General features: G+C 62.5%; 20 protein-coding genes and 1 riboswitch. Of the genes, 10 read left to right on the forward strand and 10 right to left on the reverse strand.

Annotated elements, in window-relative coordinates; genetic code table 11:
• Positions 1 to 224: 224 nt before the first annotated feature.
• Positions 225 to 2,816: a DUF1217 domain-containing protein gene (locus tag LCM4573_RS25350; protein ID WP_071009576.1), complete on the forward strand. Its 2,592-nt coding sequence runs from the start codon at positions 225 to 227 to the stop codon at positions 2,814 to 2,816.
• Between the two features lie 8 nt (positions 2,817 to 2,824).
• Here the strand turns inward: LCM4573_RS25350 and LCM4573_RS25355 are convergent, their stop codons facing one another.
• The 4 genes from LCM4573_RS25355 to LCM4573_RS25370 are packed head-to-tail and all read right to left on the reverse strand — an operon-like array spanning position 2,825 to position 6,284.
• Positions 2,825 to 3,205 carry a winged helix-turn-helix domain-containing protein gene (locus tag LCM4573_RS25355; protein ID WP_071009373.1) on the reverse strand — a complete coding sequence of 127 codons (381 nt, stop codon included), beginning with the start codon at positions 3,203 to 3,205 and terminating at the stop codon, positions 2,825 to 2,827.
• Positions 3,205 to 4,635 (reverse strand): FAD-binding oxidoreductase, encoded by a 1,431-nt coding sequence (locus tag LCM4573_RS25360; RefSeq protein ID WP_071009374.1) that lies wholly within the window; start codon positions 4,633 to 4,635, stop codon positions 3,205 to 3,207. Before LCM4573_RS25360 ends, LCM4573_RS25355 begins: the two co-directional genes overlap by 1 nt.
• Positions 4,636 to 4,649: 14 nt before the next feature.
• Positions 4,650 to 5,639: an L-threonylcarbamoyladenylate synthase gene (locus LCM4573_RS25365; protein WP_071009375.1), complete on the reverse strand. Its 990-nt coding sequence runs from the start codon at positions 5,637 to 5,639 to the stop codon at positions 4,650 to 4,652.
• Positions 5,640 to 5,672: 33 nt separating this feature from the next.
• Positions 5,673 to 6,284: a DUF6656 family protein gene (locus LCM4573_RS25370; protein ID WP_071009376.1), complete on the reverse strand. Its 612-nt coding sequence runs from the start codon at positions 6,282 to 6,284 to the stop codon at positions 5,673 to 5,675.
• Positions 6,285 to 6,435: 151 nt separating this feature from the next.
• Positions 6,436 to 6,665, forward strand: a riboswitch (cobalamin riboswitch).
• 97 nt (positions 6,666 to 6,762) lie between these two features.
• On the opposite strand from LCM4573_RS25370, the gene LCM4573_RS25375 reads away from it, so the two are divergent.
• From LCM4573_RS25375 to LCM4573_RS25390, 4 genes are all read left to right on the forward strand, one after another.
• The gene (locus LCM4573_RS25375) at positions 6,763 to 8,004 is read left to right on the forward strand and encodes an aromatic ring-hydroxylating dioxygenase subunit alpha (RefSeq protein WP_071009577.1); all 1,242 of its coding nucleotides are present in this window, start codon (positions 6,763 to 6,765) and stop codon (positions 8,002 to 8,004) included.
• 1 nt (position 8,005) lies between these two features.
• Positions 8,006 to 9,097, forward strand: a complete 1,092-nt coding sequence (locus LCM4573_RS25380; protein WP_198539789.1) for a hybrid-cluster NAD(P)-dependent oxidoreductase — start codon at positions 8,006 to 8,008, stop codon at positions 9,095 to 9,097.
• Positions 9,098 to 9,183: 86 nt separating this feature from the next.
• Positions 9,184 to 9,636 (forward strand): BA14K family protein, encoded by a 453-nt coding sequence (locus LCM4573_RS25385; RefSeq protein WP_071009377.1) that lies wholly within the window; start codon positions 9,184 to 9,186, stop codon positions 9,634 to 9,636.
• A gap of 237 nt (positions 9,637 to 9,873) precedes the next feature.
• The gene (locus tag LCM4573_RS25390; RefSeq protein ID WP_071009378.1) at positions 9,874 to 10,389 is read left to right on the forward strand and encodes a BA14K family protein; all 516 of its coding nucleotides are present in this window, start codon (positions 9,874 to 9,876) and stop codon (positions 10,387 to 10,389) included.
• Positions 10,390 to 10,467: 78 nt separating this feature from the next.
• Here LCM4573_RS25390 and LCM4573_RS25395 read toward each other — a convergent pair whose 3' ends face one another.
• Positions 10,468 to 11,463 (reverse strand): transporter, encoded by a 996-nt coding sequence (locus LCM4573_RS25395; protein ID WP_071009379.1) that lies wholly within the window; start codon positions 11,461 to 11,463, stop codon positions 10,468 to 10,470.
• Between the two features lie 202 nt (positions 11,464 to 11,665).
• On the opposite strand from LCM4573_RS25395, the gene LCM4573_RS25400 reads away from it, so the two are divergent.
• Both LCM4573_RS25400 and LCM4573_RS25405 read left to right on the forward strand, forming a co-directional pair.
• Positions 11,666 to 13,447 (forward strand): acyl-CoA dehydrogenase, encoded by a 1,782-nt coding sequence (locus LCM4573_RS25400; protein ID WP_071009380.1) that lies wholly within the window; start codon positions 11,666 to 11,668, stop codon positions 13,445 to 13,447.
• A gap of 11 nt (positions 13,448 to 13,458) precedes the next feature.
• A complete protein-coding gene (locus LCM4573_RS25405; RefSeq protein WP_083347641.1) occupies positions 13,459 to 14,217 on the forward strand; it encodes a crotonase/enoyl-CoA hydratase family protein in 759 nt (252 codons plus the stop codon).
• 3 nt (positions 14,218 to 14,220) lie between these two features.
• On the opposite strand, the gene LCM4573_RS25410 is transcribed toward LCM4573_RS25405, so the two are convergent.
• Complete coding sequence (locus LCM4573_RS25410; protein WP_071009381.1) at positions 14,221 to 15,465, reverse strand: class I SAM-dependent RNA methyltransferase; 1,245 nt, start codon at positions 15,463 to 15,465, stop codon at positions 14,221 to 14,223.
• Complete coding sequence (locus tag LCM4573_RS25415; protein WP_071009382.1) at positions 15,462 to 16,214, reverse strand: TlyA family RNA methyltransferase; 753 nt, start codon at positions 16,212 to 16,214, stop codon at positions 15,462 to 15,464. Before LCM4573_RS25415 ends, LCM4573_RS25410 begins: the two co-directional genes overlap by 4 nt.
• Positions 16,215 to 16,394: 180 nt before the next feature.
• Here LCM4573_RS25415 and LCM4573_RS25420 point away from each other — a divergent pair, with 180 nt between their 5' ends.
• From LCM4573_RS25420 to LCM4573_RS25430, 3 genes are all read left to right on the forward strand, one after another.
• Positions 16,395 to 18,335, forward strand: a complete 1,941-nt coding sequence (locus LCM4573_RS25420; RefSeq protein ID WP_071009383.1) for a methyl-accepting chemotaxis protein — start codon at positions 16,395 to 16,397, stop codon at positions 18,333 to 18,335.
• 164 nt (positions 18,336 to 18,499) lie between these two features.
• A complete protein-coding gene (locus LCM4573_RS25425; RefSeq protein ID WP_071009384.1) occupies positions 18,500 to 19,081 on the forward strand; it encodes a cytochrome b in 582 nt (193 codons plus the stop codon).
• Between the two features lie 4 nt (positions 19,082 to 19,085).
• Positions 19,086 to 19,673, forward strand: a complete 588-nt coding sequence (locus LCM4573_RS25430) for a YceI family protein (protein ID WP_071009385.1) — start codon at positions 19,086 to 19,088, stop codon at positions 19,671 to 19,673.
• 7 nt (positions 19,674 to 19,680) lie between these two features.
• On the opposite strand, the gene dxs is transcribed toward LCM4573_RS25430, so the two are convergent.
• The 3 genes from dxs to LCM4573_RS25445 form a co-directional block, all read right to left on the reverse strand.
• Positions 19,681 to 21,600 (reverse strand): 1-deoxy-D-xylulose-5-phosphate synthase, encoded by a 1,920-nt coding sequence (dxs, locus tag LCM4573_RS25435; protein WP_071009386.1) that lies wholly within the window; start codon positions 21,598 to 21,600, stop codon positions 19,681 to 19,683.
• A gap of 94 nt (positions 21,601 to 21,694) precedes the next feature.
• On the reverse strand, positions 21,695 to 22,618 hold the full coding sequence (locus LCM4573_RS25440) for a pirin family protein (protein ID WP_071009387.1): 924 nt from the start codon (positions 22,616 to 22,618) through the stop codon (positions 21,695 to 21,697).
• Between the two features lie 96 nt (positions 22,619 to 22,714).
• A complete protein-coding gene (locus LCM4573_RS25445) occupies positions 22,715 to 23,830 on the reverse strand; it encodes a hypothetical protein (protein WP_244505415.1) in 1,116 nt (371 codons plus the stop codon).
• Positions 23,831 to 23,928: the final 98 nt, after the last annotated feature.

Raw genomic sequence — 23,928 nt, forward strand, 5'->3', positions numbered from 1 at the left:
TGTCCTCTGAGGGCCAAGATAGGGTGCCCATCTTCGAGACTGCTTAAAAATCGCGGTTAAGGAAGGTTTGCCGCCTCCGATGGTTAGCGAAACGCCTAAGCTTTTGGGTTTCCAGAGGGTGAATGCGCTCCGAACCGTTTCATCGCGGGATTGGTTCAAAAGCTACGGACAAGGCTGATGGTCGATGATTGCGGAGGCATCATTCCGACCTGAAGGGCATGTCCATGGTAACGACCTACCTCAGCTACGATCTCGTCACGCGCAACCTGCCGCAGAGCCTTTCGCGCGTTGCAAAGCAGACGGACGTTGCCCGAGACTCCCAGTACTACAAGGACAACATCGGCAAGATCAAAACGGTGGACGAGTTCGTCAACGACTACCGGCTGTTCTCCTATGCCATGACGGCCTACGRCCTGGAGGACATGATTTACGCCAAGGCCTTCATGAAGAAGGTCCTCGAAAGCGATTTGAGCGACGCGAACAGCTATGCCAACCGCTTGGCCGACGAGCGTTACCGGGATTTTGCCGCAGCCTTCAATTTCGGGGGAGCCGGCGGTACTGCGGTGGCGCAATCCTCAGCGCAGATGGACGATCTGATCGGGCTCTACGACCAGACCATAAAGACCGTGGAGGATACGGTTTCCGAGGAGACCCGCTATTTCAAGGTGATGATGGGCGAGGCCGGAAACGTCAAGAATGTCGATCAGTTTCTGCAGAACGATCGGCTGCGCAATTTCATGTTCACGACCTATGGCATCGATGGAACCTATTACAACTATTCGGTCATCAAGGGCGTGCTGACCAGCGATCCGAACGATCCGAACGGCTATTACAATACGGTTTTCGGAACCAAGCTTGAACAGTACCCGGCCCAGTACGATGCCGCGAAGCAGGAGGATGCGGACCTTCAGAACCGCCAGACCATCATCGCAGAGATTCCGAAGGCGGAAGAATCGCTGGCATTAGGCCAGGAGGCCAAGGCCGATGTGGAGGCGGAGATCGCCGAACTCGAAGCGCAGCTGGGCGATCCCGATTCCGGTGTCGATCCGGAGGAGACGCAGGCGAAGCTCGACGCCAAGAGGAAGGAACTGGCGGATATCGAGGAAGCGCTGGTCTCCGTGCAGCAAGGGCTCGATGGATACCGCGAGACCCTGGAAGAACTAAACGCCAAGCTGGTGCCTGTCGAGCAGACCGCAGCTCGCCGTGCCGAACTCGCCACCCTTATGAATAGCCTCGGCCCGCAAATCGCCTATGCGCAGAAGATGAAGGCGCTGGCAGAGGATTTTCAGTTCAACGCCGACGGCAGCGCCCCGGCCGAAGGTGCGCTGACGGAGGAGAAGCTGGAATCGATCCTGGCCAGCTATTTCAGCAAGCAGTCGCGCGAGACCAATGCCGAGGCCATCTTCAACCAGCAATATTTCGAGAAGAAGATCGCCACCGTTACCAATGTGAGCGAGATCGTCAACGATCCGATCCTCTACGATTACATCAGGGCGGCCTTCGACCTGAACGAAGCCTATATCGTGAAGTCCACGATCGAGCAGATCCTGATGAATTACAATGGCATCGTGGAGGAATACGCCAAGACGCGCCCCCAATACAAAGAGCTCTACGAGGCCTTCAACTTCGCGGCTGACGGCACCGTGGCCGCCGGCCAGGCGCTGAAGCCGGAAGCGCTCAGCTCCGTGCGCGGCAATTATTACAGTCGCTACGACGACAAGCAGGACGAGGCCCATGACAAGGCCTACAGCCTCTACAAACAAGGCATGGCGGCCGTCAAAACGCTCGATGATTTCCTGGGCACGAAAGCGATCTATACCTTTGCTTTGCAAGCCGTCGGCATCGACCCGGCCTCCATCTCGATGGTCAAGCTCAAGAAGGTTCTGACCAGCGATCTTTCCGATCCGAAGAGCTATGTCTATCAGTTGAAGGATGAGCGCCTGCTGACGCTGGCAAGAACGTTCAACTTCAATGCCAAGGGCGAGGTCACTCCTCCTGCATTGGCGCAGTCCACCGCTACCATTACCAATGTCGGTAAGGATTATATCTTGCGTAAGACGCGTTTCCTCGAGGGCGAGGCGCTGGAAGCGGCCAAGAAGACGGCGGAGGAGGAATCCAAATACTATACCTCCGCCATGCAGGCGCTCGACAATCGCGACCAGCTCCTCAAGGACCGGCGCCTGATGGATATCCTGCTGACGGCCAAGGGCATCGATCCCACAACGGTGACGGACGATTTCCTCAAGAAGGCCTTCACCTCTGATCTCGACGATCCGGAAAGCTTCGTCAACACCCTTGAAGACAAGCGCTTCGCCCAGATCGTCGGCAGTTTCAATTTCGACAAGGACGGCAATGTCAGCAGGGCCGCCTCCGCCCAGGTGCAGAATGCCGGCGAAGTGCTGGCGACCGAGAGCGCCTATCTGCGCCAGGTTATGGAAACCCAGCAGGGCGAGGAGAATGCCGGCGTGCGCCTCGCGCTCTATTTCCAGCGCATGGCCGACAGCATTTCCGACCCTTACGTGATCATCGGCGACGACGCTCTCCTGGAATTCTTCCGTGTCACCTTCAGCCTGCCGGCGGAAATCAGCAATATGGATGTCGATCGCCAGGCGAAGGTGGTGGAGAAATACCTCAATCTCGAGGATCTCTCAGATCCGGAAAAGCTCGACAAGCTCGTGAAGCGCTTCACCATGATGTACGACCTGGAGAACAATACGGCCACCTCGCCGGCACTAGGCATCCTCACGGGCGGTGGCGGCACGGTCGGCATCAGCGCGGATACGCTTTGGGCACTCTCCCAGGTCCGTTCGGGATAGGAAAACGCTTAGCCGTCGTAGGTCTTATCGCGGGGCTCGTAAGCCGGGTCCGTGTTCGCCTCAAGCCAGTCGAGGTCATCGCGCATCGCTTCGCGGGCGGCTTCCTCCATCTGCCGGTAACGGGCGAGCAGTTCCTGCCCGAAGGGAGTCAGCTCCGCGCCGCCGCCGGACTTCCCGCCGTGGCGGGTGGAGATGGAAGGTTCAYGGAACATCCGGTTGATCTCGTCGCCGAGCAGCCATGCCCGGCGATAGGACATGCCGATCGCCGCCCCCGCCGCGCGGATCGAACCATGTTCGGCGATCAGTTTCAGAAGCAGTGCCTTGCCGGGGCCGAGACGGACGCCGTTTTCGAGGTCTAGCCGGATCGTCAGCTTCGGTTCGCGGGCCATCACACCTCGATGACCTTGCCGGGGTTCATGATGCCGGCGGGATCGAAGGCGCGCTTGATGCGCCGCATCAGCTCGATCTCGATAGCAGGGCGGATATGCGCGAGTTCGTCCCGCTTCAGCTGTCCGATGCCGTGTTCGGCGGAAATCGAGCCACCGGCGGCAAGCACGATACCGTGGACGATCTCGTTCATCTCCCGCCAGCGGGCCAGGAAAGCGGCCTTATCGGCCCCGACAGGCTGGGAGATGTTGTAGTGGATATTGCCGTCGCCGAGATGGCCGAAGGCGCAGATGCGGGCGCCGGGCATGGCCGCCAGCACCGCCTTCTCAGCCTCGGCCATGAAAGCCGGAATGCGCGAGACCGGAACGGAGACGTCGTGCTTGATCGATCCTCCCTCCGGCTTCTGGGCGTCCGACATGCTTTCCCGYATGTGCCAGAGCGCCTTTTGCTGCGCAACCGATGAGGCGATCACCGCATCGCGGACGAGGCCAGCCTCGAAGCCTTGCCCAAGCAGGGATTRCACCATCGTCTCGGCGGTCTCGGCGGAATCCGAGGTGGAGATGTCGATCAGCGCGTACCAGGGATGCGGCTCGGCAAGCGGGTCGCGAACGCCTTCGATATGCCGCGTCGTGAACTCGATGCCGATCCGCGGCATCAGCTCGAAGCCGGTGAGCGCCGTGCCGCAGAGGTTCGAGGCCTGCTCGAAGAGAAGCAGCGCATCTTCCGGGGAGCTGATGCCCGCCAGCGCTACCTGATGGCCGACAGGCTGAGGAAAAAGTTTCAGCACCGCGCCGGTGATGATGCCGAGCGTGCCTTCTGCGCCGATGAAGAGGTCGCGCAGGTCGTAGCCCGTATTGTCCTTTTTCAGGCGGCGCAGACCGTCCCAGATTTCGCCCGTGGGCAGCACGACTTCAAGGCCGAGGCAAAGCTGGCGCATATTGCCGTAGGCGAGCACCGCCGTGCCGCCGGCATTGGTGGAGAGATTGCCGCCGATGCGGCAGGAGCCTTCCGAGCCGAGCGAGAGGGGAAACAGCCGGCTCACGGATTCGGCCGCCCGTTGGACGTCCGCTAGAATTGCACCGCCATCGGCCACCAGCACGTTGGCGATCGGATCGACGTCGCGGATGCGGTTCATCCGTTCGAGCGAGACGATGATGTCGCCTCCGGCGCTGCGCGGCGTCTGCCCGCCGACAAGGCCGGTATTGCCGGTCTGCGGCACGATGGGCGTGCCCGTTTCGCTGGCGAGCTTCAGGATCGCGGAAACCTCCTCGGTCGAACCCGGCTTGAGCAGCATCGGGGAAACGCCGCGATAGAGGCCGCGATTTTCGACCAGATGCGGCGCGAGATCCTTGGTGTCGCGCAGCACATGGCTGGCGCCGACGATCGCCGCGAAGCGTTCCAGYACTTCTGGCGCAGGTCCCGGAACGTCCATCGGTTTATCCTCCGTTATTCCCGTGGCGCGGCCGCGCGGGCCAGCCGGTCGTTGATCGCTTCGCCCAGGCCCACATTGGGGATCGGGCCGACCGCTATGCGTTTCGCTCCGCTGGCATCCGCCCGTTTCAGATAGTCGAACAGGTTCGCGGCGGCTTGCGCAAGATCGCCGGAAGGGCTGAGGTCTAAAACCGCCGCTGCCTTCTCCTCGCCGGCAACCGGCCTGCCGCCGAACCGGATGAACGCCTCGCCGGGTTCCGCATGGCTGGCGTTCAATCGCACGGCGGCGGCCGGTGCGTAATGGGAGGCGAGCATACCCGGCGCCTCGATGATCGCCGCCGGCCCTTCGGCACGGATGAGGGGAAGGCCRGTGACCCTCTCGATCTCCTCGGCCGCGATACCGCCGGGGCGCAATAGCCTCACAGCCCRTCCCTCGGGGTCGTTCTCTACGCGCAGGATGGTGGACTCGACGCCCACCGGTGCCGAACCGCCATCCAGGATAAGCAGCAGCTTCTCACCGAGATCGTCRGCGACATGGGGGGCGCTGGTAGGGCTTATCTTACCGGAGGTGTTGGCGCTGGGTGCGGCAAGCGGCCGGTCGAATTTCCGGATGAGCTCGCCGGCAAAACCTCGCGGAATGCGAATGCCTACCGTGTCGAGCCCGGCGGTCGCGAGCGCATGGATGCCGCTCTCGGCCCGAAGCGGCAGGATGAGGGTGAGCGGCCCCGGCCAGAAGGCCTCCGCGAGCTTTCTGGAGACATCATCGAATTCCGCATAGCGCTCCGCCATCTCAAGATCGGCGACATGGCAGATCAGCGGATTGAAGCGCGGTCGCCCCTTGGTTTCATAGATGCGAGTGATCGCCGCGGGATTGGTGGCGTCGGCGGCAAGCCCGTAGACGGTTTCGGTCGGAAGCGCGATGGGAAAGCCGTCCGAAAGCACAGCGGAGGCCCGCGCCAGCGCACGTTCCCTCTCTTGCCGGATATCGATGATCTCTGCGGTCATGTCCGCTCGTCAATAACGCGGACGCGCGCGGGTTTAAAGCTTTTTGATGATTGCCCGGACCGCCTCGTCCGGCGCGCCGAGCAGAAGCACGTTCTTCAGCGCCTCCTTCGGGTCGCGGGTGCGGAAGAGCAGGCCGTTTCCGCGGATCGAGCGGTCGAGCCGCGTCGGCTTGCCCGCTTCGCCCTCGATCGCGACGGCGAAGAACATGCGAGAGTAATCCGGGTTGATGCGGTCGAAGAACCGCTCGTTTTCACCGATCTCGGAAAAGAAGTTGGCGATGTAGAAGGACCAGCTCACTCGCGCATGCCGCGCGAAGAACGTGCTTGCGGCCGTCACATGGCAATAGCCGAGATGCGGGTTGTCCTCGAGCGTGCGGTGGAAGATCAGCTTCGGAAAGCGGATCGAGCGGTGAAAGCCGTTGATCCGCTCATGGCTTTTCTCCCCGGCGGCAATCAGCTTTCTGCCGGTGCGGTCGGCCACCTCCTGATAGGTGAGATAGCGTCGCTCCTCGGGGACCCAGATGGGATGCGCGCGCGAAATGCGCCCGGTGCGCAGGAATTCGGAATGGTGGGTCGTCTTCGCGGGGGCGACATAGGGCCTGTATTCCCTGTTGTCGTAATAGCGAAGCTTTCCCTTGGCCTGCACGTCCCGCCCTCCGTTTCGCGCGGAATTTAGGCGGCGACGATTAACGTCCCGTTTCCTTTGGGAGGCTGGAAAACGCTGCCTCGTATCGCCGGTCGTCAATGCAGCGGCGGATGTCGCAATGTCGCCTGTGCGACAACCGGGACCAGTGGTTATATGCCCTCAAGCTCAAGGTGCCGCGCGGCTAGGGACGAGCGGAAAATTGGGAAGCCGGCGAGGGTCTTGTTACTCTGATCCGGCGCTGCCCCCGCAACGGTGGTGGAGTGTCGAAGCATGGCGAGTGCCACTGGGAAAGAAGCCGCAAAGGCCGCCTGGGAAGGTGTCATGCCGGTCCTTCGGGACAGCTCCTGAGCCCGGAAACCAGCCTTGAACGATAAGTCATGACCCGATCGCGGTGGGCGTTCGGAGGACAGGCGGCGGCGGGCATTTGCCGGCCGGCTCTTCCATGTCCTTCCGCAACCCGATTTACGAGGAACGGAAGATGGATATTCACAATCAGGTCCTGCGGCAGCTCAAGAACCGCCGCGAGGGATTCAGCCTGGAACAGCCCYTTTACATCGATCAGGAATATTACCAGCTCGATCTGGAGATGATCTGGTATCGCGACTGGCTGTTCATCGGCCATGATTGCGAGGTGTCGAAGGCCGGCAACTATTTCACCGTGCAGATCGGCGATTACTCCGTCATCATCGTGCGCGGCCGCGACGGCCAGGTTCGCGCTTTTCACAATTCCTGCCGCCACCGGGGCAGCCGGGTCTGCACCACCGAGCGTGGTTCCTCTGCCCGTCTTGTCTGTCCCTATCACCAGTGGACCTACGAGCTGGATGGTTCCCTGCTCTTCGCCCGCCATATGGGCGAGAATTTCGACAAGGCGAATTTCGGCCTGAAGAAGGTGCATTGCCAGAGCGTTGCCGGCTATATCTTCATCTGCCTCGCCAACGAGGCACCCGATTTCGCCCACGTGCGGGCCGCGATCGAGCCCTATATGGCGCCGCACCGGCTCTCGGAAGCCAAGGTCGCTCACCAGTCGACCATCATCGAAAAGGGCAACTGGAAGCTCGTCTGGGAAAACAACCGCGAATGCTACCATTGCGCCGCGAACCATCCGGAGCTTTGCCGCACCTATCCCGAAGCACCGAGTGCGACCGGGGTGCAGGGCGCCAAGGACGATCCGGTCATTGCCGAAYACTGGGCGCGATGCGAGGCGGCCGGGCTTCCGAGTGAATTCCGCATGTCGCCGGACGGCCAGTTCCGCGTGGCCCGCATGCCGCTGATCGAGGATGCCGAAAGCTATACGATGAGCGGCAAGCGCGCCGTGCGGCGCCCGTTGTCGGATGACGTTACGATCTCGCATATCGGCACCATGCTGCTGTTCCACTATCCGACAACGTGGAACCACATGCTTGGCGATCACACGATCTCCTTCCGCGTGACCCCGATCGGCCCGCAGGAGACGGCGGTCACGACCAAGTGGCTCGTCCACAAGGATGCGGTCGAAGGCGTCGATTACGACCTCGAGGAACTGACGCATGTCYGGAACATGACCAATGACCAGGACAGGCAGATCGTTGAGGAGAACGCCTTCGGCATACGCTCGCCTGCCTATGAACCCGGACCGTATTCCCCGGAAGACGAAGGAGGCGTCATGCAGTTCGTGGAATGGTATTCGAATTTCATGATCGAGCGCCTGCAGGGCGAGCAGAAACTGTCGGCGGTGGCCTAAGATGAACATGGCGCTCACCGCTTCGACCTCCTATCCGCATCTGGACGAGATGAAGCCCTGGAACGACCGGCAGCATCTCCTCGAATGCCTGTCCGTCACGCCGGAAGCTCCCGACGTGATGACCTTCACTTTCCGCGCCGACCGCATGAACTGGTTCCGCTATGTGCCGGRCCAGTTCGTGACGCTGGAACTGCCGGTCGGCCCGGAACCCGTCATGCGAACTTACACCCTCTCCTCCAGTCCCTCGCGGCCCTATGCGCTGGCGGTCACGGTGAAGGCGCAGAAGGAGAGCATCGGCACCCGCTGGATGTTCGAGAACCTGAAGCCCGGCATGCGCGTCCGCGCCTTCGGACCGCTGGGGGATTTCTCCTATGTGCGCCATCCCGGCGAAAAATACCTCTTCATCTCGGCCGGCTCCGGCATTACGCCGATGATGTCGATGACCCGCGACATGAGCGACCGGGCGCCGCAGAGCGACATTGTCTTCTTGAATTGCTCGCGCTCACCGTCCGACATCATCTTCCGGCACGAGCTGGAATATATGGCGCGTTTCATGCCGAAACTGTCGCTCGGCTTTATCGTCGAGCAATGCGGCCGCACCGATCTCTGGTCAGGCCTCAAGGGCATGGTGGACAAGGCCAAGATCGCGCTGCTCGCCCCGGATTTCCTGGAGCGGACGGTCTTCTGCTGTGGCCCGGAACCCTTCATGGCGGCGGTGCGGTCGCTACTTGAAGCCTCCGGTTTCGATATGCGGCGCTACCATCAGGAAAGTTTTCAGCCAGCCCAGCCGTCGGTAGAGGAAGTGCCTTCGGTGGCCGACGACGGCGATGAGCTGGCGACCATCGCCTTCTCCTCCTCCGGCAAGCAGGTTTCCGCCCAACCCGGCCAGACGGTGCTGATGACGGCGCGTGCGAACGGGGTGCGCATTCCGGCGGCCTGCGAATCCGGCCTTTGCGGCACCTGCCGGGTCATGCTCATCTCCGGCAAGGTGGAGATGAGCCACAATGGCGGCATTCTGGATGAGGATATCGAGGAGGGCTATATCCTTGCCTGCTGCTCGCGTCCGAAGGGCGACATCGAGGTGGAAGCTTGACGTTTTCCCTGAATTTACAGGGGTTTGGAACAAAGACGCCGCTTTCGCGTTCTTGTCCGTCCAACTCCTAGAGGGGAACCACCGACATGAACGCTCTTCGCTTACGTTTGGCCGCAGCTGCCGCCGCTCTGGTCATGACGATTACCGGCATCGGCCCGGCCCAGGCCCTCACCATGCCTACTATGCACCAGACGATAGCATCCGGCATTACCGACGTGCAGTATCGCGACCGTGATCGTTGGGAGCGCCGCCGCGATTACCGCCGCGGCTATCGCGAAGGCTATTACAACGGGCATCGCGGTTATCGCGACCGCCGTCCGGGCTATCGCTTCCACAATGGCTATTGGTTCCCGCTTGCGGCTTTCGCTGCCGGCGCGATCATCGGCGGCGCCACACAGGCCCGGCCGGTCGTTCCCCGCGGCGGCTACAGCAATAGTCACTATGCCTGGTGCGAGAACCGCTAYCGGACCTATCGCGCATCGGACAATACCTATGTGTCGAGCCCCGGCGTGCGCCGCATCTGCAATTCGCCCTATTGACGAATTCGAAAGTTCCGCGGAACCATCTCGCCCGGAATTCTTCGGGCGGGATTTTTCATATCCCGCCTTCGTTTCAACCCAAAGAAGCCTTTGCCTATCGTTAATCGCCGGTTCAGGATCATCTTCCTAGGATCGCGCCGGATTTACGGGTTGCCTGCCTTCGAGGATGTCTCTTCGCCCGAAAGCAAGCGCCGCTCCGACTGGAACTGATCCGGTCAACTAGAAATGGAGATAGAAATGCTGACGCTGTTCAAGAAATTCGCGGTTGCCGGTCTTTCCGCCGCCGTGCTTGCCGGCTCCCTTGTGCCGGCTAAGGCTATGCCGCTTCCGGCGGTCGAGAAGCCGGCTGCCGTCTCTTCGGACGTAACCCAGGTTCAGTACCGGGATTGGGATCGCGGCGATCGCCGCTACTGGCGTGACCGCCGCGATTGGCGGGAATCCCGTCGCGACTATCGCCGCGGTTATCGCGAAGGCTACTACAACGGCCATCGTGGCTATCGCGACCGCCGCCCCGGCTATCGCTATCATGAAGGCTATTGGTTCCCGCTTGCTGCCTTTGCCGCCGGCGCGGTGATCGGCGGCGCCGTTGCGGCACCGCGCTATGTCGAGCCAGCCCCGGCTCCGGTCGCAGGCAACCTCAACCCGCGTCACTACGACTGGTGCGCAACCCGCTATCGGTCCTATGACAGCTACAGCAACACCTTCCAGCCCTATAGCGGACCGCGCCAGCAGTGCCTTTCGCCCTACTACTGATCGGCCAGGCTGAATAAAGCTTGATGAACCCGTTCGGTGAAAGCCGGGCGGGTTTTCTCGTTTTAGCCCCGAAGCGCTCTACAGAATTCCAGCCCGCCGCAGCACCCACCACGCCGCCGCGACCGAGAACAGGATGAAACCGACCGCATAGACCGTTCCTCCTATGCCTTCGGCAAACGGCAGCGACGAGGTGTTCATTCCGAAGAAGCCCGTCACCAGGGATGGTGGCAGCAGGAAGGCGGTCATCAGCGACAGAATGTAAAGGTGGCGGTTCGTTTCCGAGGAAAGTTTTGAATCGATCTCCTCGTGCAGCAGTCTTGCCCGCTCCTGCAGCGCATAGACATCGTGATCCACGGCTTCCAGCCGGTTCATCAGGCGGGAGGCGACATCATCGAAACCTTCCGGCATCTCGTTGTCCTCGGAGGCGGCTGCGCGCCTGAGCAGGGTCAGCACCGTGCGCAAATGGCGGTGCAGTCTGACGACAGTTCGCCGTACCGGCGCGAGCTTTCGCCGTTCGTCGCGCGGGGCGTTGTCGTAGACGAAATCCTCGATGAGGTTCAGCTCCTCCGTCAGCTCCATGACCAGAGTGATCAGGGTGCGCTGGAATTCCGCGACAATGGTTTCGAATACATTGATCGGACGTTTGAAGCGTGACGCGTTCTTCTCGACCGCCCCTCGCACGCGGTCGATCGAACGCAACGGCTGCAGCCGGGTCGTGATGATGATCCTGTCGGAAACGAAGAAATGCAGCCAGCCGATATCCCGGGTCTCGCTGTCGAACTCCCGCTGAAAATCCACGAGCGTGCCGTAGACGAGCTGTTCGTCGAGCGTGATGGTCGCATGCGTGTCATGAGTGGTGAGCGCCGCGACGGCCGCGGGCCCAACGCCTTCGAGTCCTTCGAGGAACGCGGGGACGCGGCTGTCCGCAAGATTGAGATGCAGCCAGAGAAAACCTTCGCCGATATCGAGATCGCTGCGGCTGGCCTCGGCCGGGAAACGGCTGCAGGAAGTTGATTGAGGACGGAAATGATAGGCCCAGACGAGGCCGGGAATGGCAGGCGGAACAAGGAGCATGAGGCGTGAACTCGCAAAATGATCCGCTAGATTATCGGATTTGTATGACACCAATTTCACGAGAGAACGTTGAGGATGTTCCCGAAGAGGCTGCTGCTCATTGACAATCGCATTTACGTTTACGTAAAAGAAAATCATTGCCATGGTGGAGTCGGCTTGAGGGGGCTGCCGCCTGCCGAAAGGGCCACGAGGAGGAAGAACCATGTATAAGGCACCTGTGGAGGAGATAGCCTTCACGCTCAATCACGTCGCGGGGCTTGCCGATGCCATCGAGATCGGCCGCTTCGGCGATTTGAGCTCCGATCTGGTGGAAGCCATTCTGGAAGAAGCCGGCCGCTTCGCAAGCGACGAGATGGCGCCGCTCGGTGATGCGGGCGACAGGCAGGGCGCGAAGCTCACCGATGGCGAAGTCAGGACGCCCGACGGTTGGGCGGATCTTTATCGCCACTGGCGCGAAGGTGGCTGGAACGGCCTGACGGGGCCGCAGGCCTATGGCGGGCAGGGGCTACCGCACATGCTGAATGTCGCGACGCTGGAGATGTGGAATTCCGCCTCCATGGCCTTTGCGCTGGCGCCGACACTCACCATGGGCGCCATCGAGGCGCTCGACAAGCACGGCAGCGAGACCCTCAAGGAAATCTACCTCGCGAAACTGGTATCCGGTGAATGGACCGGCACCATGAATCTCACCGAGCCGCATGCCGGTTCCGATCTCGGCGTGCTGAAGACCCGCGCCGAACGCAACGACGACGGCTCCTACCGCATTTTCGGCCAGAAGATATTCATTACCTGGGGCGAACATGATGYGGCGGAGAACATCATTCATCTGGTCCTCGCCCGCCTTCCGGACGCGCCGGCCGGCACGCGCGGCATCTCGCTCTTCCTCGTGCCGAAATTCCTGGTGAACGAGGATGGCTCGCTCGGAGCCCGCAACGACGTCTTCTGCCATTCGATCGAACACAAGCTCGGCATCCACGGTTCGCCGACCTGCACGATGATCTATGGCGACGGCAAGCATGGCGAGGAGAAGGGCGCGATCGGCTGGATCGTCGGCGAGGAGAACAAGGGTCTCGCCTGCATGTTCACGATGATGAACAATGCGCGCCTCGCCGTCGGCATGCAGGGGGTCGCGATCGCCGAAGCTGCCACCCAGAAGGCGATCGCTTACGCGAGGGAACGGACACAGGGCAAGGCGCCCGGTTGGTCTGGATCAAGCATGRGCCCGATTATCGAGCATCCGGATATCGCCCGCATGCTCATCACCATGAAGGCGTTAACGCAGGGCGCGCGCGCTATTTGCTATGCCTGCGCGCATGCGATCGACACGGCGCATCACACCGAAGGCGACGAAGCCCGCCATTGGTCTGAGCGCGCCGCGCTTTTGACTCCGATCGCCAAATCCTTCGCCACCGATATCGGCGTGGACGTCGCATCGCTCGGCATTCAGGTGCATGGCGGCATGGGCTTTATCGAGGAGACGGGTGCTGCCCGCTACCTCCGCGATGCACGCATCGCGCCGATCTACGAGGGCACCAACGGCATCCAGGCAATCGATCTCGTTACCCGCAAGCTGCCGCTTTCGGATGGCAATCATGTGAGCGGCTTCATCGCGGAACTGAAGGATATCGCCGACAAGGTCGCGGCGTCCAACAATGTCGAGTTCGGCGAGACCGCGGATCGCCTGAAGGCAGCGATCGCCGCGCTCGAAAATGCCACGACCTGGCTGCTCGATGCGCAGGCGGAAGGCCGCGCCTCCGAAGCGCTTGCCGGCGCCACGCCCTACCAGCGGCTGTTCGGGCTGGTGCTTACCGGCGCCTATCTTGCCAAGGGCGGGCTTGTCGAGGCGGACGACGGTGGCCCGGCCAAGCGTGTGGCTCTCTGCCGCTTCGCCGCCGAAAACCTGCTGGCCGAAAGCTCGGCCCTGCGGGACCGCGTGATGGCGGGTGCAGTGAGCCTCGAGGCTGCCCGTTCGGTTCTGGTTTGAAGGGGATCCGCGTGAGCGACAACAATATCCTCGTCCAGCGTCCGGAGGCCCATCCGGGTGTTATGGTCATCCGCTTCAACCGGCCGGAAAAGAAGAACGCTATCACCTCCGCCATGTACGATCGCATGACGGCGGCACTCGAAGAGGCGAACGGGGACGAGGCAATCCGCGCCGCCGCCTTTCTCGGCACGGAAGGCTGTTTTTCGGCCGGCAACGACATGGGCGATTTCCTCGCTTACGCCATGTCGGGTTCGAAGGAAGCGCCTGCCGCGGCCGTCTTCATCAAGGCGCTGGCGGTGGCGGAAAAACCGCTCGTTTCCGGCGTCGATGGTCTGGCGATCGGCATCGGAACGACGCTGAACCTGCATTGCGACATGACCGTCGCTTCCTCCCGCAGCCTGTTCAGGACGCCTTTCGTCGACCTGGCGTTGGTGCCGGAAGCGGCCTCCAGCCTTCTCGCGCCGAAGGTGATCGGCCATCAGCGTGCCTTCGCCATGCTGGTCGCGGGCGAGGGGCTTTCGGCGGAAGCCGCACTTCAGGCCGGCATGATCTGGAAGGTCGTGGAGCCGGAAGCGGTGGAGGCGGAAACGCTGGCGCTCGCCGCAAGTCTCGCGAAGAAACCGCCCCAGGCGCTGAGGATCGCCCGCGATCTCGTCCGCGGGCCGCGTGATGCCGTGCTCTCCCGCATCGATGAGGAACTCGTCCACTTCGCAGCCCAGCTCAGGAGCGCGGAGGCAAGGGCCGCGTTCGAGGCGTTCCTGAAACGGTAGTGCCTACTTCTCCAGCAGCGCCACCGCCTCCACATGCGGAGACCAGAGAAACTGGTCGATCGGAGTGACCGAACGGATCTTGTAGCCGGCATCCACGAGGATCTTGAGGTCGCGGGCAAGGGTGACGGGATTGCAGCTCACCGCCGCGATTGTCTTGATGTTGGAGCGGGCGAGTTCCTTCACCTGCGCCTCGGCGCCGGCGCGCGGTGGATCGAAGACCACGGCATCGTAGTTCTTCAGTTCCATCGGGATCATCGGCCGGCGGAAGAGATCGCGCTTCTCCACCGTCACCGGCTTCAGCCCTTGCGTATTGCGGGCGGCGTGATCGAGCGCCTTCAGCGGCTTTTCCTCGCCTTCCACCGCGTGCACCTTGGCGGTGCGGGCAAGCCTCAGGGCGAAGGTGCCGGAGCCGGCGAAGAGATCCAGCACGCGCTTCGCCTTGCCGATATGGGAAAGCACCAGCTCGGCCATGGCGTCTTCCGCCTGTTTCGTGGCCTGCGTGAAGGCGCCCGCCGGCGGCGAGACTTTAACGCCGCCGAAATCGATCAGCGGCTTCTGCGGCTCGATCAGGATTTCGCCGTTTACCGAGACCCGGGCGATACCCTTGAGCCCAAGCACTGTTTCGGTGACTGCACGCCGCTGCTTGTCGGAAAGCGGTTTCAAGCCGTCGGCGGCAAGGTCGAGGCCGGATAGCGTTTCGAGAACGGTAATGTGGAAGGCCTCCGATCCGGTCGCGAGCGCCTGACCGATGGCGCGGATAGCGTCGAGCCTCGCCACGATCCCCGGCGAGGCGATCGGACATTCCTCGATCGAGACGATGTGATTGGTCTCGGCGCGGTTGAAGCCGAGCAGCAGTCCTTTTTCCGTCCGTCGCGCCGAAAACACCGCGCGCCGCCGCTCGCCCGGATGTGCGGCGACGAGTTCACGGACTTCGGGCGTCAGCCCTTTGGATTTCAGGGCATCCACGACGAGCGCCCGTTTGAAGGCGCGATAAGGGGCATCCGCCAGATGCTGCAGCGAACAGCCGCCGCAAGCGTCGCGATCCGGGCTGAAATGGCGACAAAGCGGCTCGATGCGATCCGGCGAGGCGACGGAGGTGGACATGACCGCGCCGTGGCTGCCGTTCCGGGCGATCGCCACCGTCTCGCCGGGCAGCGCATAGGGCACGTAGATCGGCCCTTTCTCGCTCTCCGCGATGCCGTGCCCCTGCGCGCCGAGCCGCGTGATGTTGACCGTTTCGGTGCTCATGTCTTCTGTCCTGCCAACAGGAATTCCTGGTTGCCGTCGCCGCCGGAGATGGGGGAGGGAATGAGGCCGAAGCTCTTCCAGCCCATGTCTTCGGTAAGCCAGCGTTCGAGTTCCGCCGCCACCTCGGAAGCGCTTTCCGGGTTCTTGAGAAGCCCGCCCTTGCCGATCGCCTCCCGGCCGGCCTCGAATTGAGGCTTGACCAGCAGCGCGCATATGGCGCCTTGCGTGGCAAGCTTCAATGCTGGCGGCAGCGCGAGCTTCAGCGAGATGAAGGACACGTCCGAAACGACGAAATCGATCGCGCGCCCGTCAAGATCGCTTTCAGAGAGATTGCGGGCATTCAGTCCTTCGATATTCGTCACGCGCGGATCGCCTGCAATGCGCTCATGCATCTGGCCATGACCGACATCGATCGCCGTCACATGTGTCGCGCCGCGCTCGAGCAGGACTTCCGTGAAACCGCCGGTGGAGGCGCCGACGTCGAGGCAATCGCGGCCTTTCGGATCAAGGCCGAAATGATCGAGCGCGGCGACGAGTTTCAAGGCGGCGCGCGAAACATAGTCCTTGGCCGGATCCTCGATCGTCAGGGGAACATCGGGCGGAAAAACCTGGCCTGCTTTCGTCACGACCTGCCCGTTGACGCTCACGGTGCCGCGCGCGATCGCATCGCGCGCGCGCGAGCGGCTTTCGAAGATACCGCGCGAGACGAGAAGCTGGTCGAGGCGTTGAGGCTGCAGGCGTTGTGACATGAGAGCAGTCAATGACCGTCATCGGGGAGGCATGCAAGTATTTCCTGCCGCGTACCCTGTTGGCCTCCCGCAAAATCACCATGAAAACTCGGGGCCCGACCGCAAGACATTCTTAATGAGGATCGGATTCTGTGGAGCGCGGGAGAGATGTCCGCCGCCCCAGTCCACCGAGAACCCGTCATGTCCCTGAAAAATCTTTCGCTGAACAAAAAGCTTATCTTCACCTTCGCCGCTTTGATGTCGGTTTGCCTTCTCGCCTCCGCGGGCGTTTACTGGCAGGCCTCGAAATCCCGCGATGCCTCCGCAAGGCAGGTCGCATCCCAGACGATCGTCGGGCATGTCGATACCGCTCTGCAGGCGATGCTGGAACAGGCCGTCAACCAGCGCGGCTTCCTGCTCTTCAAGAGCGACAGTACCTATAACGATGTCTTCGCCAATCGCGAGAAGATGATCGCGGCGATCGATGCGGCAAAGCAGGCCGCGGCGGATATGCCGGCGCTGATCGCCTCGCTCGACGCCATGCGCAAGGCCGCAGATGTCTTCCACACGCAGCTTACCGAGCCGCAGCTTGCGGCACGCAAGAACAGCGACATGCCGATCAATCAGGTGATCGAAATCGGCCGCAACCAGTCGCGCGGCCAGCTCGATGCCTTCCGCGAGACGGCGGCAGAGATCAAGCAGCAGGTGCATGAGCTTTCTGCGGGGCTCGTCGATGAGCAGAAGCAGGCGTTCATTGATCTGCGCATGGCCCTGCTCCTCGGCGGTGCCGCTGCCGGTCTTATCGCCGCGCTGCTTGTCTGGGCTCTGTCGCGGGCGATCGTCACGCCGATCGTCGGCATGACGCAGGCCATGTCCCGGCTTGCCGGCGGCGACAACGATATCGTGGTCCCGGCCCTTGAGCGTGGCGACGAAGTGGGCCAGATGGCCAAGGCGGTCGCGGTCTTCAAGGATGCCGCAATCGAGAAGCTTCGTCTTTCTCGCGATGCCGATCACCTGCGCGAAACCGCCGATCGCGAACGCCAGGCTGCCGAGGCCCAGAAGGCGAATGAAGCGGCCGAGATCGAATTCGCCATCGACTCGCTTGCCACCGGCCTTGCAAGCCTTGCCAATGGCGATGTCGCCTATCGCCTGGAAACACCCTTCTCCGCTCGTCTCGATCGGCTGCGTGTCGATTTCAACCAGTCGCTCGAAAAACTGCAGGCCGCACTCCGCTCGGTCGGTGAAAACGCCTCCGCCATCAATGCCGGCGCTTCCGAGATCCGTTCCGCTGCCGACGATCTCGGCCGCCGCACAGAACAGCAGGCCGCAGCCGTCGAGGAGACCGCCGCCGCCCTGGAAGAGGTGACCACCACCGTCAAGGAATCGGCTCGCCGCGCGGAGGATGTCGGCCAGCGCGTCGAACGTGCCCGCATCGGTGCCGAGAAATCTGGCGATGTCGTTCGCCGGGCGGTTTCGGCAATGGAAGAGATCGCCAAGTCCTCCGGCGAGATCATCAACATCATCAGCGTGATCGACGATATCGCCTTCCAGACGAACCTTCTCGCTCTCAACGCAGGCGTCGAGGCGGCACGTGCGGGCGATGCGGGCAAGGGTTTTGCAGTCGTGGCGCAGGAAGTGCGTGAGCTCGCCCAGCGTTCTGCCAATGCGGCCAAGGAGATCAAGTCGCTGATCACCACGTCCAACCAGCAGGTGCAGGCGGGCGTAGGCCTGGTCGATGAGACCGGCAAGGCGCTGCAGGCGATCGTGGGCGAAGTGCAGGAGATCAACGAGCACCTGAGCGCCATCGTGACCTCAACGCGGGAACAGTCTTCCGGCCTTCAGGAGATCAATACCGCCGTCAACAACATGGACCAGGGCACGCAGCAGAATGCCGCGATGGTGGAGCAGCAGACGGCGGCAAGCCACAAGCTCGCTCATGAGGCGCAGGCGCTCGATGCATTGCTGCGCCAGTTCAAGCTCGGCGTCGAAACGCCCGCGAAGGTTACGCGCCCGGCCCCGGCTGCCACCGGCGCTCGTCCGGCGGCATCCCCGGCCAATGCGCTTCGCTCGACCCTTGCCCGCGCCTTCTCCGGAAAGACGGCTTCGGCCGCTGCGGTGAAGGAAGACTGGTCGGAGTTCTGATCCGATCCCGAGCGGATTGATCGCCTTGAGATAGCCCGGGCCGCCGCCCGGGCTGTCTTGCTTTATGGATGGTCCCGAAAAATTGCGCTACCGTGATTTGATGTGCCCTTGCCGAAAGGCAAACGCAGGAGGATGATCACTCAGGAGGCCCTGGGAAGCTCGTCATGCGTGGTCCAGCCGATCGCTATGACATCTTCACGATCATCCTTCACTGGTTGATCGCGACGCTGATCCTTGGTCTTCTGGCGCTCGGCTTTGCAATGACCCGGCCAGGGATCGATCCAGTCCTGCAGTTTTCACTCTTCCAGTGGCACAAATCCTTCGGAATGCTGGCATTGCTGCTTGCGGCCGTAAGGCTCCTCTATTCGCTGGCCCGGCCTTCCATCCGCCCGTCCGCCGGCTTGAGTGATCTTGAGCGTCGGCTCTCCAAGGGCGTGCATATTCTGCTGCTGGCGCTTGCGATCCTGGTGCCCTTTGCGGGCTGGATGGTCGCATCCGTCTCGCTCCTCGAAATTCCAACCTTCGCCTTCAATCTGGTCGTGGTTCCGCATCTGCCGGTGCCGAAATCGGATGCTGCCGAAAGCTGGTGGACGGAGGCGCACGCCCTGCTTGCCTATTTCACGCTGGCGCTGGTCCTGCTGCATTCCGCCGCCGCGCTTCATCATCACTATCGCCGGCGCGACGATGTGCTCCTGCGCATGCTCGGCCGCCGATTGAACGCTCCGAAAGTCTCGGTGAAGGAGTAGGGTGATGAATGGAAAAATGGCCCTTTTCGGCGCGCTGTTGAGTGTCGCGGCCCTTCCCGCAGCCGGTTCCCTTGCGGTCGATGTGCCGAGTCTCGCCGAAGCGGCGGGCCGCTACGCCATCACGCCGTCCTCCAGCATTGCCTTTACGGTCGAGCAAGCCGGAGGCGGCGGTATCAGGGGCAGGTTCGGCCAGTTTTCCGGCACGTTCGATCTGAGGGCGGGCAACCTCTCCGGTTCGACGGTCAGCTTCGAATTGCGGCCGGCAAGCGTCAGCACCGGGCAGCAGAGGATCGATACCTTCCTGCGCTCCGGGGCGGTGTTCGACACCGAACATTTCGACAGGATTTCATTCCGCTCCAGCCGTGTGGAGCAAACAGGTCCGGACACCGCCCGCGTGGCCGGCACCCTGACGGCCAGGGGCCGCAGTTCCGCCGAAAGCTTCGATGTGAAGCTGACTGGCTGGACCGGCCGCTCCATCAGCTTCGATGTCCACGGCAGGATCTTCCGCTCCCGCTACGGCATGGATGTCGGCACGCCGATCTATTCGAACGTCGTCCAGTTCGACATGAGGATAGAGGGTCGGCGCCGCTGAGCGGGCGTCAGCCTGCCGCGCCGACGTCGATCCGCTTCTGGCCGAGTGCGCCGAAGACGGTCGAGACGATGCCTGCGCGGTCGAGGCCGGCCTTGGCATACATGGCATCCGGGCTCGCCTGCTCCATCCAGATATCCGGAAGCACCAGCGGGCGGATTTTCAGGCCGTGATCGAGCAGCCCCTCGGTGGAGAGGAACTGCAGGACATGCGCGCCGAAACCGCCGACCGCGCCTTCCTCGATGGTGATGAGCACCTCGTGATGGCGGGCGAGCTGGCGGATAAGATCGTGGTCCAGCGGCTTGGCGAAGCGTGCGTCGGCCACCGTCGTGGAAAGACCGGCCGCATCGAGGTCTTCCGCTGCCAGCAGACAGTCCTTGAGACGCGTGCCGAACGAAAGCAGCGCCACCTTGGAGCCCTGCTTGACGACGCGGCCCTTGCCGATCTCGAGAATCTGCCCGCGCTCCGGCAATTCTACGCCGACACCTTCGCCGCGCGGATAGCGGAACGAGATCGGGCCTGCGTCATAGGCGGCGGCGGTGCGCACCATGTGCTTGAGTTCCGCTTCGTCCGCGGCGGCCATCACCACCATGCCCGGCAGCGTCGCCAGGAAGGTGGTGTCGAAGGAGCCCGCATGGGTCGGTCCGTCGGCGCCGACGAAGCCGGCGCGATCGATCGGGAAGCGCACGGGAAGTCCCTGGATCGCAACGTCATGGACCACCTGGTCGTAGCCGCGCTGCAGGAAGGTGGAGTAGATGGCGCAGAAAGGTTTGTAGCCTTCCGCGGCAAGCCCCGCCGCAAACGTCACGGCGTGCTGCTCGGCAATGCCGACGTCGAAGGTACGGGAGGGGAAGGCTTCCGCCAGCTTGTCGATGCCGGTGCCGTTCGGCATGGCGGCGGTGATGCCGACGATCTTCTCGTCATAGCCGGCTTCCTGCACGAGCGCCTCGCCGAAGACGCTGGTGTAGGAGGGTGCATTGGGCTTTGATTTCGCCTGCGCCCCGGTAATAACGTCGAACTTGTTGACGCCGTGATACTTGTCGGCTGCGRCCTCGGCCGGCGGATAGCCCTTGCCCTTCTGGGTGACGACATGGATGAGCACCGGTCCCTGGGCATTGTCGCGCACGTTGCGCAGCACCGGCAGCAGGTGGTCGAAGGAATGCCCGTCGATCGGGCCGATGTGATAGAAGCCCATTTCCTCGAACATGGTGCCGCCGGTCATATAGCCGCGGGCGTGTTCGACCGCGCGGGTGATGGCGCGATCGATCGACTTGCCGAGATAGCCGGTCAGCTTCTTGCCCATTTCGCGGAAGCCCATATAGGTGCGTCCGGAGGCAAGCCGCGCGAGATAAGCGCTCATCGCGCCGGTCGGCGGCGCTATCGACATGTCGTTGTCATTGAGAATGACGATCAGCCGCGCATCGAGCGCGCCGGCATTGTTCAAGGCTTCGTAGGCCATGCCGGCCGACATCGCGCCGTCGCCGATGACGGCGATCACGTTGCGCTTCGACTTGGACAGATCGGCGGCCACCGCCATGCCGAGTCCGGCGGATATCGAGGTGGAGGAGTGAGCCGCGCCGAACGGATCGTATTCGCTTTCGGCTCGGCGGGTGAAGCCGGAAAGCCCGTTTTCCTGGCGCAGCGTGCGGATGCGGTCGCGCCGGCCGGTCAGGATCTTGTGCGGATAGCACTGGTGCCCGACATCGAAGATCAGCCGGTCGTCAGGCGTATCGAACACCTTATGGATCGCGATCGTCAATTCCACGACGCCAAGCCCCGCACCCAGATGCCCGCCGGTGCGCGAAACCGCATCGATCATCTCGTCGCGAACTTCGCGGGCGAGTTGCGGCAGGTCGCGATCTTCGACTTTCCTGAGATCGGCGGGGAACTTGACCTGATCGAGCAGCGGCGTTTCAAGGTTTGATGTCACGGAATCTTGTCTTTTCTGCTTATGTCCGGGGCAGTGCGTCCCCACCAAGATGAGGAGGAAATGGGCTTTTTCAAGTAAACTGCCTTACCGGATTTCAGGCTCCGGGCAAAGGGACAAACTCTTCTTCGTCCCCCGGAACGACATCGAAACGCCCTGTACGCCACTCCTCCTTGGCTTTCTCGATCCGCTCCTTGGAGGAGGAAACGAAATTCCACCAGATGTAACGCTTGGAATTCAGGGCCGCGCCGCCGAACAGCATCAGGTGACAGCCGCCCGGTCCCGCCTCCAGCGTGATGCTGTCGCCGGGACGGAAGACGAGAAGCTGGTCCGCCGAAAAGCGGTCGCCGGAAACCACAAGCTCGCCGGAGAGGATGTAGATCGCCCGTTCCTCGTGTGCGGCGGAGAAGGGGAAGCGCCTGCCCGCTTCGAGGCCGAGATCGACATAGAGCGTGTCGGTGAAGGTGGCGACGGGCGAGGAAAGCCCCTCGAAACTGCCGATCACAACTTGGCCCTTCGCGCCGTCGGCATCGATCAGCGGCATGGCCTGACGGTCGGTGTGGCCGAAGGCGGGGTCGATCTCCTCCTTGTCGTCGGGAAGCGCCAGCCAGGTCTGCAGGCCCGATACGGACATGGGGCGGCCGCGCAGGTTTTCCGGCGTCCGTTCGGAATGCACGATGCCGCGTCCGGCGGTCATCAGGTTGATGTCGCCGGGTTTGATGACAAGCTCGGTGCCGAGGCTGTCACGATGCTTGATCTCGCCGTCGAAGAGGTAGGTGACGGTCGAAAGCCCGATATGTGGGTGGGGCTTCACGTCGAGAGCCTCGCCTGCCCGAAGGAGGGCTGGGCCCATGCGGTCGAAGAAGATGAAGGGGCCTACCAGCCGGCGCTGTCGTGTCGGCAGCGCGCGGCRCACGGAAAATCCGCCGATATCGCTGGTACGGGGAATGATCAGGTTCTCGATCCCATCGCAGGAAAAGGCATCGCCTGCGACTGGGTCCTTTCCGGGAAAGAAGGACATGGGCGGGTCTCCGTTTCGAGCATGGACTCTATCGAAGACCGGACGGACGGACAACCGAAGCCCATGGAGACACACTGTCTCGCAATTGCGGGGTGTTCAGCCGAAATCACCGATTAGCCGGCTCCATTGCTCTCCGGCAAGCCCGTTGAGGAAAGCATCCCCTCTGTGGATCGCCGCCGTGATCTCGGGGTCGCGGCAATGGAGAACGGTGGAGGCGCTGTTGAGAAAGCCGATGCGCCGGCCGAGCATCGCTCCCATGAGGAAAGGCTGCGTACGGCCACGCACCGCGCTCGCGCCCTTGTCCGCAGCATGCGTGATGAGCGCATCGAGCACGGCATCCTCCTTGCCGGAAGCGGCAAGCAACTGGGTCGCCCGCGCCGTGCCATGCGGGCCCAAGTGGTAGAAAAATCCGCCGATGGACCGGCCGCCCCGGTCGATGGCCGCGGCAAGCACGGGTCTGCCGAAGAGCGGTTTTTCCATCGCTTCGCGAAGCGTCGTGTCGAACGCTTCGGCGGACCAGTCCGGCCGCAGCGGAAAGCGTTCCGTCATCTCGCGGAAGAGCCCGGCGAACTCCGTGGCATCGATCTCGCGTACCGAAAGCCCGGCTCTGCCGGATTGYGCCTTGGACAGTCCGAGCCAGCGGGGTCGCTCGGCGGCGATGCGCTGCCGGAACACGTCATCCATGCGGGAGGAGACCGGGCTTAGCGCGCGCAGGACCGGATAGCGCCTAGCGGATGCTTCCACCGCGCTCGTCGCCGGCCGAATGATCCGGAACCATTCCATGCTGTGGCCGGGCAATGCCACGGCTCCTGCATGTTTCCACATGCGCAGGGAAACTTCGCTCGCGGTTTCGCTGAAGGAGAAATCCTGCGGGCCGTTGAGCGCAGCCTTGAGGATTTTCGCTGCCGCCAGCGGATCTCCGGCGCGTTCGTCGGCCATGATGGTGCTGAGGAGTGCTGCCCGGAGCGGCTTGTCGTCAAGCCGCATCGGCATGACGTGCCGCCCGATGAAGCCGGAAATCCCGCCACCATCACCCTCGTGAACCAGCGAAGGTATATCCTTCGCGCAGACCGCGGCCTCAAGATAAAGATGCCGGAGATACTCGACGAGCGCCGCAGGAGGCCGGCGATCGGAGTGGCGGAATATCCTATGAAATAGCGCGGCGATCGCGGGCACGTCGCCGGCTGTAAGCGGGCGTATCCTGCCCATCATCCGCCTCTATTCGTCGCTGTTCGTCGAAGAATCCTGCAGTAATTCGGGGAGTCTTCTATGTTTTCCAGGTAAAAATAGATTGAATCGGAAGCGTTGAA

The sequence above is a fragment of the Rhizobium sp. LCM 4573 genome (genome assembly GCF_001854865.1).
In the GTDB taxonomy this organism is placed as follows: Bacteria; Pseudomonadota; Alphaproteobacteria; order Rhizobiales; family Rhizobiaceae; genus Neorhizobium.

Excerpts from the sequence above, each read along its gene's own strand:
- LCM4573_RS25390 (WP_071009378.1), top strand. The coding sequence starts at position 9,874 with ATGCTGACGCTGTTCAAGAAATTCGCGGTTGCCGGTCTTTCCGCCGCC.
- LCM4573_RS25395 (WP_071009379.1), bottom strand. The coding sequence starts at position 11,463 with ATGCTCCTTGTTCCGCCTGCCATTCCCGGCCTCGTCTGGGCCTATCAT.
- LCM4573_RS25410 (WP_071009381.1), bottom strand. The coding sequence starts at position 15,465 with ATGAGCACCGAAACGGTCAACATCACGCGGCTCGGCGCGCAGGGGCAC.
- LCM4573_RS25415 (WP_071009382.1), bottom strand. The coding sequence starts at position 16,214 with ATGTCACAACGCCTGCAGCCTCAACGCCTCGACCAGCTTCTCGTCTCG.
- LCM4573_RS25420 (WP_071009383.1), top strand. The coding sequence starts at position 16,395 with ATGTCCCTGAAAAATCTTTCGCTGAACAAAAAGCTTATCTTCACCTTC.
- LCM4573_RS25425 (WP_071009384.1), top strand. The coding sequence starts at position 18,500 with ATGCGTGGTCCAGCCGATCGCTATGACATCTTCACGATCATCCTTCAC.
- LCM4573_RS25430 (WP_071009385.1), top strand. The coding sequence starts at position 19,086 with ATGAATGGAAAAATGGCCCTTTTCGGCGCGCTGTTGAGTGTCGCGGCC.